Below are 16,949 nucleotides of genomic sequence, written 5' to 3' on the forward strand. Positions count from 1 at the left end.
ATGCGCGAGCACCTGCAGCCTGCCTACGTCCTGCACAGCAGGCCCTACCGTGACACCAGTGCACTGGTAGACCTGCTCAGCCTGCAGGGCGGGCTGCAGCGGGTTGTCTGGCGCGGGGCGCGGGGTAGCGGTCGCGGTGTTCGCCCTCAACCCTTCGTGCCGCTGCTGGTCAGCTGGCACGGCCGCGGTGACCTGAAATCCCTGCAGCAGGCTGAAGTGGCCGGTGCTCATGCACGACTGCAAGGGCAGGCGCTGTTCAGCGGTATGTACCTCAATGAATTGCTGGTTCGTCTGCTGTCACCGGGTGACGCTCAGACGCTGCTGTTTGCCGGCTATCAGTCGGCGCTGGAGCGGCTGGCGTCGTCGCCGTCTTCGGTTGAACCGATTCTGCGTGAATTCGAGTGGCGTCTGCTGGAACTGCTGGGTTACGGTTTCAGTCTGACCGAGGACGCCGATCAGCAGCCGGTGCTGCCTGATACCCTGTACCGCTGGAGTCCGGATCTGGGTTTGTATCCGGTGGTCGATACCACTTCAAGTGGTCTGTCCGGGCGAGGGTTGCTGGCGATGGCCGCGCTGGACTGGACCAGCGTCGACGCGCTGCCGGTTGCCAAGCGGCTGATGCGCCAGGTGCTGGCTGTTCACCTGGGCGATCGTCCGCTGGTCAGTCGCCAATTATTTGCCGCGGGTCGCACGGGCGAGCCGCGCTGAGTCAAGGGCGGATCGCCGCCCGGCATAGTCAACGGAGAATCTTGCATGAGCCAGTCTGATCGCGTGCTGTTGGGCGTCAACATCGACCACGTCGCTACCCTGCGTCAGGCCCGTGGTACCCGTTACCCGGATCCGGTTCAGGCGGCTATTGAAGCCGAGCAGGCCGGGGCAGATGGCATTACCGTGCATCTGCGTGAAGATCGTCGTCATATCCAGGAGCGTGATATTCACCTGCTGGCACAGGTGCTGCAGACGCGAATGAATTTCGAGATGGCGGTTACCGATGAGATGGTCGCCTTTGCCGAGCAGATTCGTCCGGCACATGTCTGTCTGGTCCCGGAGCGTCGTGAAGAACTCACTACCGAGGGTGGGCTGGACGTCTGTGGTAACGAGGCGCGCGTTCAGGCGGCCATCGAGCGGCTGGCCGCGGCTGGCAGTGAAGTGTCGCTGTTTATCGACCCGGACCGGCGCCAGATTGAGGCGGCCAAGCGGCTGGGTGCGCCGGTGATTGAGCTGCACACGGGCCACTATGCCGATACCGAGGGGGCCGAGCAGCAGCAGGCGCTGGAGCGTATCCGCGAGTCCGTCACCTACGCCCGCAAGCTTGGTCTGGTGGTCAACGCCGGGCACGGTCTGCATTATCATAACGTTCAGGCAATCGCTGCGATTCCCGGAATCCATGAGCTGAACATCGGCCACGCGATTATTGCCCGCGCCCTGTTTTCCGGTCTGGCCGGTGCGGTGCGTGACATGCGCCAGCTGATCATGGAAGCGTCTGGCCGATGATCCGGGGTATCGGCACCGACCTGGTGCTGGTGTCGCGGATTGAGGCGGCGCTGGGGCGCCAGGGCGAGCGTTTTGCCCGGCGTATCCTGACGCCGGACGAGTTCGCCCGCTTTGCCGGTCACGGTCAGCCGGCTCGCTTTCTGGCCAAACGCTTCGCGGCCAAGGAAGCCATCATGAAAGCGCTCGGGACCGGGTTGGCCGGAGGGCTGTCCTGGCAGCACATGCAGATTGACCGTGATCCGCTGGGCGCCCCGGTCGTTGTGCTGAGCGGGGCCGCAGCCCAGCGAGTGGCGGACGGCGGCGGCGGGCGCATGCTGCTTTCGCTCAGCGACGAGCGGGAGCAGGCGCTGGCGTTTGCCCTCTGGTCACAGGACTGACAGGCTGCCCTGCAGGCGGTCTACAGCTTCCAGCAGCCGTTCTATTTCCTCGCCGCAGGGCGCCTTTTCCTTCAGCCGTGTTTCGGCTTGCAGACAGCGTCTTCGCAGCTCGGGTACGCCGCAGTAGCGGGTTGCTCCGTGCAGGCGGTGCACCGTCTCCAGCAGCGCGTCGGTGTTGCCGGCCCGGTAGCTTTGCTCTATTTGCTCGCGGTCGCCGGGCAGGCTCTGCATCAGCATATCCAGCATCTCCTGCGCCAGATCTGCCTTGCCAGCCGCGAGCCGCAACCCTTCGTCGTGATCCAGTATGCGCGGTTCGCTGTCGGCAGGTTGCTCCGGCTGCTCCTCCAGCTTCGGTGCAGCGCCGGGTGACAGGTCGTGACCGGTCCATTTCAAGATACTGTCACGCAATTGCTCGGGGTTGATCGGTTTGCTCAGGTAGTCATTCATGCCGCATTTGAGCAGTTTGCGTCTTTCATCTGCGAGCGCGTGGGCGGTCAGTGCGACGACCGGCGTGGCCGACTGCTGGCTGATCTCTTCGCGAATACGCAGTTCCTCGGTTGTCTGGCGTCCGTCCATTCCGGGCATTTGGACATCCATGAAAATCAGATCAAAGCGCTGTTCATCGAGGATATCGAGGGCGTTTTCTCCGCTGGTGGCGGTACGCACCCGGGTGCCCATTTCCTGCAGAAAGGTTTCGACCAGTTTGAGGTTGGCCGGGTTATCGTCGACGCAGAGAATGCTGACGCTGTCCGGATTGCTGCGTCGCTCGGACAGCAGTGGTGTCGACGACTCCGCCGCCACGCCCGCGCGGGGTGACAGCAGACGGGTAAGGGTGCGATACAGCTTGCGCAGGCACAGTGGACGGGAGAGCACCGCGCAGTGTGCCGGCGGCAGTTGATCCAGCAAGTCCGGTTGCGCGACCGTGTCTACCAGCAGAATACTCTGGCACTGCCCGGCGGCGGCCCAGCGCTGGGCTGCCTGAACGCTTTCGGTCCACTCGGAGTCATTGTTGCCGCTGCTGATCAGGGCGAGCTGTATGGTCTGACCGTTGGCTGTGTTCAGGTCGCTATCTAGCTCGCTGAGTGAGGCGTACAGGCGGGCCTGCAGGCCAAGCCCCTCGAGTGAGTGGAGCAGAGCTTGCCGGGTCAGGTCTAGGGGTTCGTAAACAGCGACCTCAATGCCGGAAAATGGTCGCACGGGAAGGTCGTCGCTGGCCTGGCTGGATTTGTTCAGGGTGATCGTCAACCAGAACTCGGAGCCTTCCCCGGGTCTGCTATTCAGGCCGATGTCACCCTGCATTTCTTCGACCAGGCGCTTGGTGATGACCAGCCCCAGGCCGGTACCGCCGGTCTGCCTGGTCAGCGAGTTGTCGACCTGACTGAAGGCCCGGAACAGCGACTTCTGCTGCGCCTCGGAAAGGCCAACGCCGGTGTCAGAGACGCTGATGCGCAAGGTCGCCTCGCTGTCGTTTTCCTCTTCCAGCATAACCCGCAGGCAAACCGACCCGACGTGGGTGAACTTGATCGCGTTACTCAGCAGGTTGGACAGAATCTGTTTCAGGCGCAGTGCATCGCCTTTGAGGCCCAACGGGACGTCACTGTAGATCAGGCTGACCAGCTCGATCTGCTTCTGGTGGGCGGCCGGTGCGAGCATGGTCAGCGCTTCTTCGATCTGATCACGCAGGTTGAATGGCATGCTCTCCAGGGTCAGCTTGCCGGCTTCAATCTTGGAGAAGTCCAGAATTTCGTTGATGATCGCCAGCAGGTTGCTGGCCGACTTGCTGATGGTGTCCAGGTATTCGCTCTGGCGCGTTGTCATCTCGGTGCGCTGCAGCAGGTTGCTGAAACCGATAATCCCGTTAAGCGGTGTGCGCAGCTCGTGACTCATGTTGGCGAGAAATTCGGACTTGATCCGGCTGGCTTCCTGCGCCGCCTTGCGCGCCATATCGAGCTCGATATTCTGAACTTCGATGGTCTCCAGCGTCTGGCGCAGGTCCTCGGTGGCCTGCTCGACGTTCTGTTGCAGCTCGCCCTGCGCGCTCTGCAGCGCCTGGGCCATGGTATTGATGCCCTCGACCAGATCGTCCAGCTCGCGCGCACCCTGCTTCGGCAGGCGCACATCAAGCTGGCCCCTGCTGATTCGGGCGATGGCCTGGTTGATGTCGGCAATCGGTTCGAGGATACGACGGCCCATGGTGCTGACCATCAGGCTGGTGATCAGCAGGCCAAGCAGAACCAGTACCAGGGTGCTGAGCAGGGTCTGGTAAGTACGCAGCTGGGTATTGCCGTGGCTGAGTTCGACTTCCAGCCAGCCGATCAGCGCATCCGGCTCAAGATCGGTGCGGGTGCTGTCTGACAGCAGCTCGGGGCTGGCCTGCAGCGGCAGGACGAATCGGGTACTGCGCTCACCGCTGCGGATCTGCAGGCCGGTACCCGCCGCCAGCGGGGTTTCCGGTACTGGCTGATCGGCGATGAACATCTGCGGGCCGCTGTGTTCGAGTGGATGGTGATCAGCGTCATACAGCGCTACCGCGCGCACATCCTGATAATTCAGAGTGCTTGCCAGAGCGCTGCGCAGCCGCTCCGGCTGTCCGGCCAGCAAGGCCTCGGTGGCTGGTCTTTGCAGGTGTTCGGCGGTGAGCTGCCCGCGCTCGAGCAATTGCTGCTGCAGGTCACCAAGGTGCTGCCAGCTGAAATAGGCGCCAACAGCCGTGGCCAGAATCCCCGCGGGGATCAGGGTCATCAGCAGCAGCCTTGCCTTGATACCGATCTCGTTCATTAGCTATATCCACTTCGCCGTTGCCGGTATCATAGGCCGACTTGTTAAAAAGCACAGCTTCGACGACCCGGGTATCCGGGTCAACCGGCCCCCGAGGTAGAGTCATGAGTTACCCAACCATTGCCGACTGCATCGGCAACACCCCGCTGGTTCGCCTGCAACGCCTGCCCGGCAATACCAGTAATACCATCCTGGTCAAACTCGAAGGTAACAACCCGGCCGGTTCAGTCAAGGATCGGCCGGCGCTGTCGATGATCGAGCGGGCGGAGGCTCGCGGGGATATCCAGCCCGGCGACACCCTGATTGAGGCGACCTCGGGCAATACCGGTATCGCCCTGGCCATGGCAGCAGCGATCAAGGGCTACCGCATGGTGCTGATCATGCCGAATAACATGAGTGCCGAGCGCAAGGCAGCGATGACGGCCTACGGCGCCGAGCTGATTGAGGTCACCCAGGCTCAGGGCATGGAGGGCGCGCGCGATCTGGCCTTGCGCATGCAGGCCGAGCGGCAGGGCAAGGTACTTGACCAGTTTGGCAACCAGGACAACCCCGAGGCGCATTACCGCGGCACTGGCCCCGAGATCTGGCGCGACACAAACGGTACTGTTACGCATTTCATCAGCTCGATGGGCACCACCGGTACAATCATGGGGACTTCCCGTTACCTCAAGGAACAGAATCCGTCGATTCAGATTGTTGGCCTGCAGCCTGTCGAGGGAGCGGCGATTCCCGGTATCCGTCGCTGGCCGAAGGAGTATCTGCCGACCATTTTTGACGACACCCGGGTCGATCGTGTGATCGATATGGGCCAGCAGGAGGCCGAGGTGACCATGCGTCGTCTGGCGCGTGAAGAGGGCATCTTCTGCGGCGTGTCATCCGGCGGGTCGGTGGCCGCAGCGCTGCGCATCAGTGCCGAGGTCGAGAACGCCGTCATCGTGGCGATCATCTGTGATCGCGGCGATCGCTACCTGTCCACCGGCGTATACGACGGTCCACTGTGAAACGCGGTCGCGGACGGCCGCGCACGACTGCCGCAGCCGATGCACCGGCAGCGGTCGGGCAGCGTATCGAGCTGACCCTGGAGCGTCTGACCCACGACGGGCGCGGTATCGGTCGCTGGCGTGGACGGACCACCTTTGTCGAGGGCGGATTGCCCGGTGAGCAGGTCACTGCCCGGGTGATTCGTGCGCGCAGCAAGCTGATTGAGGCGCGGCTGGAAAGCCTGCAGCAGGCCAGCCCTGATCGACAGCTGCCGCGCTGTCCGCACATCGAACTGTGTGGTGGCTGCAGCTTGCAGCACATGCCGCACCATCAGCAGCTGGAGATCAAGCAACAGGCGCTGGCCCAGCAATTGCAGCATTTCGCCCAGGTTGAGCCACAGCAATGGGCGCCGGCATTGTCCGGGTCGGATTATGGCTATCGCCAGCGCACCCGTATCGCGCTGCGCTGGGATCGGCAGCGGCGCGAGCTGGATGTGGGCTTTCGTCAACGCGCCAGCAATGAGCTGGTCAACGTAACGCAATGCCCCGTTCTGGTGCCGCAGCTGGAGGCGGCGCTCAAGGCCTTGCCAGCGCTGCTGCGCGGGCTGCGCTCTGTCGAGACGCTGGGGCATGTCGAGCTGATCGGCGCTGAGCATCCGGCGCTGGTGCTGCGTCATCTGCAACCGCTCCCGGCCGAAGATCAGCAACAATTGCTGGCCTTTGCCGAGCAGCATGGCATGGGCTGTTGGCTGCAGGGCGATGACGCTGCAGCGGTGCCGCTGGGCTCGGCTGCCGAGCCGGCCTACAAGCTGGCTGATCAGCAGTTGACGCTGGGTTTTGCGCCGGGTGACTTCACCCAGGTCAATCCGCAGATCAATCAGGCCATGGTCAATCAGGCGCTGGACTGGCTGGCGATCGAGCCGGGCGAAGCGGTGCTGGACCTGTTCTGCGGTGTCGGTAACTTCGCCCTGGCGCTGGCCCGGGCAGGCGCTTCGGTGGTGGGTATCGAGGGCAGTGAAGAGATGGTGGCGCGCGCGCAGGAAAATGCGCGCAAAAACCGCCTGGATGCGGTGCACTTTTTGCCGGCTGACCTGTCGAAGCCCCTTGAAATGTCGGCTGCGCCCCAGAGATATACGGCCGCGCTGCTGGACCCCCCGCGTGATGGCGCCGATCAGCTGGTGGCCGATCTGGCAGCAATGGGCGTCGCGCGCATACTTTACATTTCCTGCAACCCGGCCACGCTGGCGCGGGACGCGGGAATTCTGGCAGGCAAGGGCTATACCCTGGTCAGGGCGGGCATCATGGATATGTTCCCCCAAACCGCCCATGTCGAAGCCATGGCATTGTTCCGGAGACAGTAGATCGCCTCCGGGCGAGGATAAGAAAATGGTACAGGTCAGAGCAGCACACCCGATCAATCAGGACGGCAGCGTCAATATCGACGCCTGGATCAGCAGGATCGGGGAGCGCACCCAGCTCAGCGACCCCCAGGTGCTGCATGAGGCATGCGAATGGGCATGTGATCTTGAGCAGCAGGCGATCGCGGCCGAAAACATCTGGGCTGACGGCGCCAGCAGTTATCGCACCGGTCTTGAAATGGCCGAAATCCTGGCTGACCTCAAACTCGACCAGGATTCGCTGGTCGCCGCAGTCGTCTATCGCGCTGTGCGCGAGCGCAAGACCGATCTCACCGAGGTCGAGCACCGGTTTGGTCCGACCGTCACCCATCTGGTCGATGGCGTGCAGCGCATGGCGGCGATCAGTGTGTCGCAGAATCCCGGCAACAACGCCATGTTCAATACCCAGTCCCAGGTAGAGAATCTGCGCAAGATGCTGGTCACCATGGTCGATGACGTGCGCGTCGCCCTGATCAAGCTGGCCGAGCGCACCTGCGCCATCCGGGCAGTCAAGGACGCGCCGGAGGAGAAGCGCTACCGGGTTGCCCGTGAGGTATTCGACATCTATGCACCGCTGGCCCATCGTCTCGGGATTGGTCATATCAAGTGGGAGCTGGAAGATCTGTCCTTCCGCTACCTGGAGCCGACCCAGTACAAGCAGATTGCCAAGCTGTTGGACGAGCGTCGGCTCGATCGACAGGAATATATCGACGCGGTAATGGCGCAGTTGCGCGAGGCACTGGAAGAAGCGTCGATTCATGCCGACATTACCGGTCGGGCCAAGCATATTTACTCGATCTGGCGGAAGATGCAGCGCAAGGGCATCGATTTCAGTCAGGTATACGACGTGCGCGCAGTGCGGATTCTGGTGCCGCAGGTGCGTGATTGCTACACCGCTCTTGGGGTAGTTCACAGCCTTTGGCGGCACATTCCCAACGAGTTCGACGACTACATTGCCAACCCCAAGGAAAACGGCTATCGCTCGCTGCATACGGCGGTGATCGGCCCCGAGGGCAAGGTGCTGGAAGTACAGATCCGTACCCAGGCCATGCATGAAGAGGCCGAGCTCGGTGTTTGCGCCCACTGGCGCTACAAGGGGACCGATCCGGACAGCAGCTCCAACGCCTACGAGGACAAGATCGCCTGGTTGCGACAGGTGCTGGAATGGCACGAGGAGATGGGCGATATCGGCGGGTTGGCCGAACAGCTGCGGGTGGATTTCGAGCCGGATCGTATTTACCTGTTCACCCCCGACGGCCACGTGCTGGACATGCCCAAGGGCGCGACCCCGCTGGATTTCGCCTATCGGGTACACACCGAGATCGGTCACAGCTGTCGCGGCGCCAAGGTCAACGGCCGCATCGTACCGCTCAACTACCTGCTGCAGACCGGTGAGCAGGTCGAGATCATTACCGGCAAGCAGAGCGGGCCCAGTCGTGACTGGCTGAACCCCAACCTCGGCTACCTGAACACGTCACGCGCGCGGGCCAAGGTGCAGCACTGGTTCAAGGAACAGGCCCGCGAGCAGAACGTGCAGGCCGGCAAGCTGATGGTCGAGCGCGAGCTGACCCGTATGGCCCTGAACGGCGCAGACTATGCGCAGTTGATTGACCGCCTCGGGCTGAAGAGTCAGGAAGACCTGTTCGTGGCGGTTGGCGCTGGCGACATGCGGCTGGCCCATGTGGTGACTGTGGCCCAGCAACTGGTCGAGCCGGATCGACACAGCGAACAGCTTGAGCTGATTCCGAAGAAACCGAGCCGCTCTTCGGTCGGCCGCCGCGGCGATGTCTACATCCAGGGCGTCGGCAACCTGATGACCCAGCTGGCCGGCTGCTGCCAGCCGGTGCCGGGTGATCCGATCATCGGCTATATCACCCTCGGTCGTGGCGTCACGGTACACCGCGCCGACTGTGCCAACGCCATGCAGTTGCAGGATCGGGACTCCGAGCGGCTGATCGAAGTCAGCTGGGGTGGTGCGCCGGTGCAAACCTACCCGGTGGAGATCTACATCAAGGCCTACGACCGCTCCGGTCTGCTGCGTGACGTGTCGCTGCTGCTGGCCAATGAGAAGATCAACGTGCTGGAGGTCAATACGCGGACCAACAAGGACGATAACTACGCCGCCATGCTGCTGACCATCGAGATCCCGAGTCTGAGTCTGCTCAGTCGCCTGTTGACGCGGATCAGCCAGCTGCCGAACGTGATTGAGGCGCGGCGTAACCGCCAGGAAGGTCGTGGATGAGTTACCAGTTGGACGATCTGCTGTACCTCATGCAGCGCCTGCGTGATCCGCAGCACGGTTGCCCATGGGATCTGGAGCAGAGCTACGCGACCATCGTGCCGCATACGCTGGAAGAGGCCTACGAAGTCGCCGATGCCATCGAGCAGGGCGATTTCGATCAGCTGCGCGGCGAGCTGGGTGATCTGCTGTTTCAGGTGGTGTATTACGCCCAGCTGGCCAGCGAGGAAGAGCGTTTCAGCTGGAACGAGGTGGTCGATGGCATTACCCGCAAGCTGGTGCGACGTCACCCGCATGTATTCCCCGACGGCAATCTGCGCACCCCGCCCGGCACCCTGACCCTGGCGCCCGAGCAGATCAAGCAGCGTTGGGAGCAGATCAAGGCCGAGGAGCGGGCCGAGAAAGCAGACCGGCCTGAGCAGCTGTCACTGCTGGATGATGTACCGGCGGCGCTGCCGGCCCTGAGTCGCGCCCAGAAGCTGCAAAAACGCGCGGCGTCGGCCGGCTTCGACTGGCCCGAGGTGGCCCCGGTGATCGACAAGATCAGTGAAGAGCTCGACGAAGTGCGTGAAGCGCTCGCGGCTGGCCAGCAGCAGGCCGTTGCCGAAGAAATGGGCGATCTGCTGTTCTGCGTGGTCAATCTGGCCCGGCACCTGGGTGTCGATGCGGAAAACGCGCTGCGCCAGGGCAATGCCAAGTTCGAGCGGCGCTTTCGCTTTATCGAGGATCAACTGCGTGTGCAGGGAGCTACGGTGGCCGAGCGCTCGCTGGACGAGCTCGACGCACTGTGGGATGCCGCCAAGCAGCAAGGCTTGTAGGGTCACGGCATGCCGTGACCGTGTTTGTCGCCGCGCTTAATGCTGGGTTTCCTGCTGGCGCTCGAGCAACTCCTGCAGGTGCTTGCGGCTCAGCTCCAGATAGCGCGGTGTCGGGCCCTCGTCCTTGTACAGGGGGTCGCCCAGTTCGTCGACCGCGATGACTTCCTTGCCGGCCTGGTAGGGCAGGCTGGCTTCGAGTTCCTCCAGGGCGGCGCCGAGCAGGTCGGTGATCAGGTCCTCGATCTGGCGTTTCGGATACATCTCGTGCAGCGCTTCCAGGCGGGCCGCGTCCTCGAGTGACAGATGTACGCTGTAGCTGTTGCGGGTCACCCGGCCCTTGGCGGTTTTTTCCCAGGTCTGGGTGAGTTCACGGATCTTCATGTTTTCCCCCTTGATGACTGACTGTCGCTTGTGGCGACACCCTCAGCATAGACCATTCGCGCAGGCTTTCAGTGCCATTGGCCCCTTGTCAGGGACGGGCGGGCATCGCATGCTGTTCGCTCATACTGTTCGGAGGTAAGTCCATGACCGATATCGATGCCCGCTTGCGCGAAGACGTCCACAATCTGGGAGCCCTGCTCGGGCAGACCATTCAGGCTCATCTGGGGGAGGACTTTCTGCAGCGCATCGAGCGCATCCGGCTGGGCGCCAAACAGGGGCGCAAGGCGGATCAGGCCGCCAATGAAGCGTTGCTCAGCGCCCTGCAGGACTTGCCGGACAGCCAGTTGCTGCCGGTCTGTCGTGCCTTCAACCAGTTCCTCAACCTGGCCAACATCGCCGAACAGCATCACCGCATTCGCCGCCGCCGGGCCGATGAGCCGCTCGGCTTCGAGTCGCGTTGCGTGAGTGATCTGCTGGCCCGACTCAAGCAGGAAAACTTCAGTGCCGAAGCCATCGTGCAGCAGGTCAATGATCTGGACATTGAGCTGGTGCTGACTGCGCACCCGACCGAAGTGACCCGCCGCACCCTGATTCAGAAATACGACGCCATCGCCGCCGCCCTTGCTCGCGGTGATCACGACGATCTGACTTCCAGCGAACGTGGTGAGGTGCGTCAGGATCTGGCCCGCCTGATCAGCGAGGCCTGGCATACCGATGAGATTCGCCGTACCCGTCCGACGCCGGTTGATGAAGCCAAGTGGGGTTTTGCTGTCATCGAGCATTCGCTGTGGCAGGCACTGCCGCAGTTTCTTCGTCAGTTTGACGCCGATGTGCATAAGGCGACAGGCGAGCATCTTGATCTGCGCGCCGCACCGGTGCGCATTGCCTCCTGGATGGGCGGAGACCGTGATGGCAACCCCAACGTCACCGCACCGATAACCCGCGAGGTGCTGCTGCTGGGGCGCTGGATGGCGGCGGATCTGTACCTGCGCGACATCGAAGAGCTGACCAATCAGTTGTCAATGCATGCCGCCAGTGACGAACTGCTGGCGCAGGCGAACTCGGTCGACGAGCCTTATCGCGCGGTGCTCAAGCAGTTGCGTACCCGGCTGCAGGCCAGCCGACGCTGGGCGGAGCAGTCGCTGAGCGCCGATGTGCCCATGCCGGATGAGGTATTGCATGATCTGGATGACCTGCGCGGCCCGCTGGAACTGTGCTACCGGTCGCTGATGCAGTTCGGCCTCAAGCGCATCGCCAATGGCCCGCTGCTGGATACCCTGCGTCGGGTCAACGCCTTCGGCCTCGGGCTGGTGCGACTGGACATTCGTCAGGATGCAGCGCGGCATGCCGAGGTATTCAGCGAGCTGACCCAATACCTGCAGCTGGGCAACTACGCCGACTGGGACGAGGAGGCTCGCTGCCGCTTCCTGCTTGACGAGTTGCACAACCGCCGTCCGCTGCTGCCGCCGAGCTGGCAGCCGTCTGCGGACGTGGCTGAAGTGCTGGCGACCTGTCGGGTGGTTGCCCAGCAGCCGCGTGAGCTGCTCGGGTCCTATGTCATCTCCATGGCTTCGCATCCCTCCGACGTGCTGGCGGTCAAGCTGCTGCTCAAGGAAACCGGTGTCACCTGGCCGATGCGAGTCGCTCCGCTGTTTGAAACCCTCGATGATCTGGATCACGCCGCCGACGCCATCGACCGGCTGCTGGCGCTGGATCAGTATCGCGCGCTGGTTGGCGACGAGCAGGAAGTCATGATCGGTTACTCCGATTCGGCCAAGGATGCCGGCACTCTGGCGGCGGGCTGGGCGCAGTACCGCGCCCAGGAGGCACTGGTGGCGGTTTGTCAGCGTCACGGCGTGCGCCTGCGTCTGTTCCACGGTCGTGGCGGCACGGTTGGCCGGGGCGGGGCGCCTGCGCACATGGCGATTCTGTCGCAGCCACCGGGCTCGGTACGGGGCCAGTTCCGGGTGACCGAGCAGGGCGAGATGATCCGCTTCAAGTTCGGTCTGCCCGGCATTGCCGTGCAAAGCATGCAGCTGTACGCCAGTGCGGTGCTGGAAGCCAGCCTGCTGCCGCCGCCAGCACCGCAACCGGCCTGGCGCGAGCTGATGCAGCAGATGGCGGATCGTTCGGTCGAGGTTTATCGCGGTGTAGTGCGCGGTGAGCCACAATTCGTCGAGTACTTCCGTCAGGCCACGCCGGAGCAGGAGCTTGGGCGTCTGCCGCTGGGCAGCCGGCCGGCCAAGCGGCGCAGTCAGGGCGGTATTGAAACCCTGCGGGCGATTCCCTGGATCTTCGCCTGGACGCAGACCCGGCTGATGCTGCCAGCCTGGCTGGGCGCAGGACAGGCGCTGCGTGAGATGCTGGATGCGGGCAGGCAGGACCAGTTGCGCGAGATGATGACGCACTGGCCGTTCTTCCTGGCACGGGTCGAGATGCTGGAGATGGTGCTGTCCAAGGCCGATGTCGATATTGCCCGCTTCTATGAGAGGCGTCTGGCCAGCGAGGACCTCTGGCCGCTGGGCAAGCGTCTGCGTGACGCTCTGGAACAGGCCACTGCGGCAGTGCTGCAACTGCGTGACAGCGATGTGCTGCTGGCCCACAACCCGGCGCTCGGTGAGTCGGTTGCGATTCGCAACCCCTACACCGATCCGCTGCATGTGCTGCAGGCCGAACTGATGGCGCGTACCCGCGCGCAGGGCGACAAGATTGATGCGGATCTTGAGCGTGCCCTGATGGTGACTATGGCCGGCATCGCCGCCGGGATGCGCAATACCGGCTGACGACAGAACGCGCAGCCTTGATGGGCTGCGCTGATCGTCAAGTATTTCAATGGCTTGTTTGCCTGCGACAATGGTCCGTCTTGTGCATGTCGGCGCGGGCGTGTATGTTGATCCCCCTTTGCGATCCAGCACCGCCTGGATAGTGCGAATTTTTCCGCATCTGCGCCGCGCGCGGGTGCCAGGCAGGTCGCTGGTTTAGGGCCGCTGACAGCTCGGATTCAGTTAGACGAGGAGTACATCATGCGAGTTATCCTGTTGGGCGCCCCCGGGGCGGGCAAGGGCACACAGGCCCAGTTCATCTGCGAGCGTTTTGGCATCCCGCAGATCTCCACCGGGGACATGCTGCGCGCAGCGGTCAAGGCCGGCACCGAGCTTGGCAAGCAGGTGAAAGAAGTCATGGACAATGGCGGCCTGGTCTCCGACGACCTGATCATCGGTCTGATCAAGGAGCGTATCACCCAGGACGATTGCGCCAAGGGCTTCCTGTTTGACGGTTTCCCGCGCACCATCCCGCAGGCTGAAGCGCTGGTTGAAGCTGGCATCGATATCGATCGCGTACTGGAAATTGCCGTTGCTGACGAAGAAATCGTTGCCCGTCTGTCCGGCCGCCGCGTGCACCCGGGTTCCGGTCGGGTTTACCATGTCGACCACAACCCGCCGAAGGTTGCCGGCAAGGATGATGTGACGGGTGAAGACCTGATCCAGCGTGACGACGACAAGGAAGAAACCGTACGCAAGCGTCTGGAGGTGTACCACACCCAGACCAAGCCGCTGGTCGACTTCTACCAGAAGCTGTCTGCTGCCAAGGGCACGCCCAAGTGCGCCAAGGTGGAAGGCATCGGCAGCGTCGAGCAGATCACTGCCAAGGTCATCACCGCGCTGGACTGAGTCCTGCTCGCTTGACCACAAGACCCGTGCTGACTTCGGTCGCACGGGTCTTTGCATTTTTGTACAATGCCCGGCCCTGAATTCAGAATCCGACCATGACCACACTGCTTGCTCTGGATACCGCCACCGAATGCTGTTCTGCCGCGCTGCTGCATGACGGCCGCGTCACTGCGCGCAGCGAAGTGATTCCGCGTCAGCACGCCCAGCGCCTGCTGCCGATGATTGAAGAGCTGCTCGGCGAGCGCGAGCTGCGTTTGCCGGATGTCGATGCGCTGGTGTTTGGCCGCGGACCCGGTGCCTTTACCGGTGTGCGTATCGCCACTGGCATGGTGCAGGGTCTGGCCTTTGCCGCCGACAAGCCGGTGATTGCGGTGTCCAACCTGGCTGCGCTGGCCCAGCGCGCGTGGCGCGAACATGGCGCCGAGACCGTTGCAGCGGCGATTGATGCGCGCATGGACGAAGTCTACTGGGGGCTATACGGCCTGCAGGACGGCGTCATGCAGTCACTGGACGACGAGCGGGTCTGCCCTCCGGAAGCCGTCAGCCTGCCTGACGGGGTAGCCAGTGTGGCCGGCGCCGGGACTGGCTGGCAGTACGCCGACCGGCTGGCGGTCTCGGCCGAGCGCAGTTGGCCGCAGATGCTGCCGGATGCCGTCGACCTGATTACCCTGGCCTTGCCACGCTGGCTGGCCGGTGAGGTGCTGGATGCGGCCGATGCCCAGCCGGTCTACCTGCGCGACAAGGTTGCCACGCCAAAAGGCCAGGCGTAAGCTGGCGGCATTATCTCTGGAGCTAATCTGGTGCGCCTGGACGGTTTCAACCCTTACTCATCGCTGCCTGACCGCAGCAGCCGCGCGGTTGCCAACACCACTGGCAGCAGCCCTGCTGCGTCCGTGCCCGGCAATGAGCAGGCCGGGGTAACCGCGACGCGTCTTCCGCCAGCCCAGGTGGTCCGTACCTCCAGCCCGGCCGCCGAGTATATCCCTGCCCGGCGCGAGTCTTATGAGCCGATCTACGGTCGCGCCAATCAGGCACTCGCCAGCTATCAAAGCACCGCCAACATGTCGGTCGACAGCGCCGCTGACACTATCGTCGGCATCGACACCTACGCCTGATGTCGTGACCGCACTACCCATGCGTTTCATCACTGGCTGCCCGCTCTGGGCCGAGCCTGCCTGGTCGGGCAGCCTCTACACCCGCGGCAGCGACGCCGATGAGCGTTTGGCGCAGTACAGCCGGGTGTTTGGCGCGGTCGAGGGCAATACCACCTTCTACTCGTTGCCGAGCGAGGCGCGGGTTGCCCGCTGGGCCGAGCTGCTGGTGGATGATTTTCATTTCTGCGCCAAACTGCCGCGGGAGGTCAGTCACGCTGGTCGGCTGGACCCTGCCCACCCAGCGTTGAAAGCCTTTCTTGAACGGCTGGCACCGCTGCAGCAGCGGCTCGGGCCGATCTGGCTGCAGTTGCCGGAGCGCTTTGCGCCACAAGATATGGGTACGCTGGCGGATTTTCTCGATAGCTTGCCGAGCGAATACCGCTATGCAGTCGAAGTGCGCCATCCGGGCTTTTTCCGCAAGGATGACGCCGAGCGCCAGCTCAATCGTTTGCTGCATCAGCGCAGTATCGAGCGTATCAGTTTTGACAGTCGCGCCCTGTTTGCCAGTGCTGCGACCGATCCGTCGACGCTGGAAGCCAGGCAGCGCAAGCCGCGTCTGCCGGTGCACGCCATTGCGCTGAGTGAGCGCCCCAGCGTGCGCTTTATCGGTGGTATGGAGCAGGCTGCCAACTGGCAGGCACTGGCGCCCTGGCTCGACAAGTGTGCGCAGTGGCTGCAGGAAGGGCGTCAGCCGATGCTGTTTATGCACACCCCGGACAACCGGCTGGCACCGCAACTGGCCCGAGACTTTCATGCCGCGCTCTGCGAGCGGCTGCCGACTCTCCCACCGATGCCGCTCTGGCCCGGTGAGCAGGAGGCCGTCGATATGCCGCAGCAGGGCGGCTTGTTCTGATAGCAACAGGAAACCTCATGACTGACGACATGCCCCTAACCCTGGCGGTCAACTGGCGGGATAGCCGCTTTCAGGTCGCAGCCCAGGCGCTGGCGGCGCGGCTGCAGTTGCCGGTGCTGGCGGATCTGCCGGACGGAGCGGGGTTGCTATTAGAGTTCGATGATGACGGGCTGGCATTGCGCAGCACGGAAGATGGCGCACCGGGTGCGGTGCGGGTCGACTTTGTCAACGGGGCGATGGCGCACCGCCGTCAGTTTGGCGGCGGGGCCGGGCAAATGGTGGCGCGCGCGGTGGGTATTCGCGGCAGTATCCGGCCCACCGTACTTGATGCCACCGCAGGCTTGGGGCGCGACGGCTTCGTGATTGCCTCGCTGGGCTGCGAGGTCACGCTGCTTGAGCGTCAGCCGGTGATCGCTGCGTTGCTTGAGGACGGTTTGCAGCGGGCCTGTGCGGCAGGGGGGGAGGTTGCGGAAATCGCCACGCGCATGCACCTGGTGCACTGCGATGCGATTGCCGCGATGGGGGATTGGCAGTTTGAGGTGCCTCAGGTCATTCATCTGGACCCGATGTTCCCGCACCGGGACAAGTCTGCGCTGGTAAAAAAGGAAATGCGCTTGTTCCGCCCGCTCGCCGGCGATGACGATGACGCGCCCGAGCTGTTGGCGGCGGCGCTGCAGCTGGCCAGTCACCGGGTCGTGGTCAAGCGGCCGCGCAAGGCGCCGGTCATTGCCGGCCAGCGCCCCAGCGCCGAGATGGCCGGCCAGTCCAGTCGCTACGATATCTACGGCAAGAAAAAACTCGAGTAAC

General features: G+C 63.4%; 15 protein-coding genes. 13 read left to right on the top strand and 2 right to left on the bottom strand.

Annotated elements, in window-relative coordinates; translation table 11 throughout:
- From recO to acpS, 3 genes are read left to right on the top strand one after another with little or no spacing between them, the layout of a single operon-like run.
- On the top strand, positions 1–708 hold the full coding sequence (gene recO / locus O5O48_RS09385; RefSeq protein WP_269686844.1) for a DNA repair protein RecO: 708 nt from the start codon (positions 1–3) through the stop codon (positions 706–708).
- A gap of 45 nt (positions 709–753) precedes the next feature.
- Positions 754–1,494: a pyridoxine 5'-phosphate synthase gene (gene pdxJ, locus O5O48_RS09390; RefSeq protein WP_228245123.1), complete on the top strand. Its 741-nt coding sequence runs from the start codon at positions 754–756 to the stop codon at positions 1,492–1,494.
- The gene (gene acpS, locus O5O48_RS09395) at positions 1,491–1,871 is read left to right on the top strand and encodes a holo-ACP synthase (RefSeq protein WP_269686845.1); all 381 of its coding nucleotides are present in this window, start codon (positions 1,491–1,493) and stop codon (positions 1,869–1,871) included. Before pdxJ ends, acpS begins: the two co-directional genes overlap by 4 nt.
- On the opposite strand, the gene O5O48_RS09400 is transcribed toward acpS, so the two are convergent.
- Entirely contained in the window at positions 1,860–4,649 is a 2,790-nt protein-coding gene (locus O5O48_RS09400; RefSeq protein ID WP_269686846.1) for a response regulator, read from the bottom strand. The two genes, acpS and O5O48_RS09400, sit on opposite strands and share 12 nt — an antisense overlap.
- Before the next feature lie 104 nt (positions 4,650–4,753).
- Here O5O48_RS09400 and cysM point away from each other — a divergent pair, with 104 nt between their 5' ends.
- From cysM to mazG, 4 genes are read left to right on the top strand one after another with little or no spacing between them, the layout of a single operon-like run.
- Positions 4,754–5,650 (top strand): cysteine synthase CysM, encoded by an 897-nt coding sequence (gene cysM, locus O5O48_RS09405; RefSeq protein ID WP_269686847.1) that lies wholly within the window; start codon positions 4,754–4,756, stop codon positions 5,648–5,650.
- On the top strand, positions 5,647–6,990 hold the full coding sequence (rlmD, locus tag O5O48_RS09410) for a 23S rRNA (uracil(1939)-C(5))-methyltransferase RlmD (protein WP_269686848.1): 1,344 nt from the start codon (positions 5,647–5,649) through the stop codon (positions 6,988–6,990). The genes cysM and rlmD overlap by 4 nt, the downstream gene beginning before the upstream one ends.
- A gap of 25 nt (positions 6,991–7,015) precedes the next feature.
- Positions 7,016–9,268: a GTP diphosphokinase gene (gene relA, locus O5O48_RS09415; protein WP_088273363.1), complete on the top strand. Its 2,253-nt coding sequence runs from the start codon at positions 7,016–7,018 to the stop codon at positions 9,266–9,268.
- Complete coding sequence (mazG, locus tag O5O48_RS09420; protein WP_269686849.1) at positions 9,265–10,083, top strand: nucleoside triphosphate pyrophosphohydrolase; 819 nt, start codon at positions 9,265–9,267, stop codon at positions 10,081–10,083. The genes relA and mazG overlap by 4 nt, the downstream gene beginning before the upstream one ends.
- 36 nt (positions 10,084–10,119) lie before the next feature.
- Here mazG and O5O48_RS09425 read toward each other — a convergent pair whose 3' ends face one another.
- Positions 10,120–10,464, bottom strand: coding sequence for a pilin assembly protein (locus O5O48_RS09425; protein WP_228245127.1), 345 nt, complete (start codon positions 10,462–10,464; stop codon positions 10,120–10,122).
- 143 nt (positions 10,465–10,607) lie between these two features.
- Between O5O48_RS09425 and ppc the strand changes: the two genes are divergently transcribed.
- The 6 genes from ppc to O5O48_RS09455 all read left to right on the top strand — a co-directional run bounded on the left by ppc (position 10,608) and on the right by O5O48_RS09455 (position 16,948).
- Positions 10,608–13,247: a phosphoenolpyruvate carboxylase gene (gene ppc, locus O5O48_RS09430; protein WP_269686850.1), complete on the top strand. Its 2,640-nt coding sequence runs from the start codon at positions 10,608–10,610 to the stop codon at positions 13,245–13,247.
- A gap of 240 nt (positions 13,248–13,487) precedes the next feature.
- Positions 13,488–14,135, top strand: coding sequence for an adenylate kinase (gene adk, locus O5O48_RS09435; RefSeq protein WP_088273368.1), 648 nt, complete (start codon positions 13,488–13,490; stop codon positions 14,133–14,135).
- Positions 14,136–14,230: 95 nt separating this feature from the next.
- A complete protein-coding gene (tsaB, locus tag O5O48_RS09440; RefSeq protein ID WP_269686851.1) occupies positions 14,231–14,905 on the top strand; it encodes a tRNA (adenosine(37)-N6)-threonylcarbamoyltransferase complex dimerization subunit type 1 TsaB in 675 nt (224 codons plus the stop codon).
- Positions 14,906–14,935: 30 nt separating this feature from the next.
- Positions 14,936–15,250 carry a hypothetical protein gene (locus O5O48_RS09445; protein ID WP_269686852.1) on the top strand — a complete coding sequence of 105 codons (315 nt, stop codon included), beginning with the start codon at positions 14,936–14,938 and terminating at the stop codon, positions 15,248–15,250.
- Between the two features lie 19 nt (positions 15,251–15,269).
- Positions 15,270–16,142: a DUF72 domain-containing protein gene (locus tag O5O48_RS09450; protein ID WP_269686853.1), complete on the top strand. Its 873-nt coding sequence runs from the start codon at positions 15,270–15,272 to the stop codon at positions 16,140–16,142.
- A 17-nt stretch (positions 16,143–16,159) separates the two neighbouring features.
- Positions 16,160–16,948, top strand: coding sequence for a class I SAM-dependent methyltransferase (locus tag O5O48_RS09455; protein WP_269686854.1), 789 nt, complete (start codon positions 16,160–16,162; stop codon positions 16,946–16,948).
- Position 16,949: the final 1 nt, after the last annotated feature.

Origin of the sequence: Halopseudomonas sp. MFKK-1 (assembly GCF_027474385.1) — a bacterium.
Taxonomy (GTDB): Bacteria; Pseudomonadota; Gammaproteobacteria; order Pseudomonadales; family Pseudomonadaceae; genus Halopseudomonas; species Halopseudomonas aestusnigri.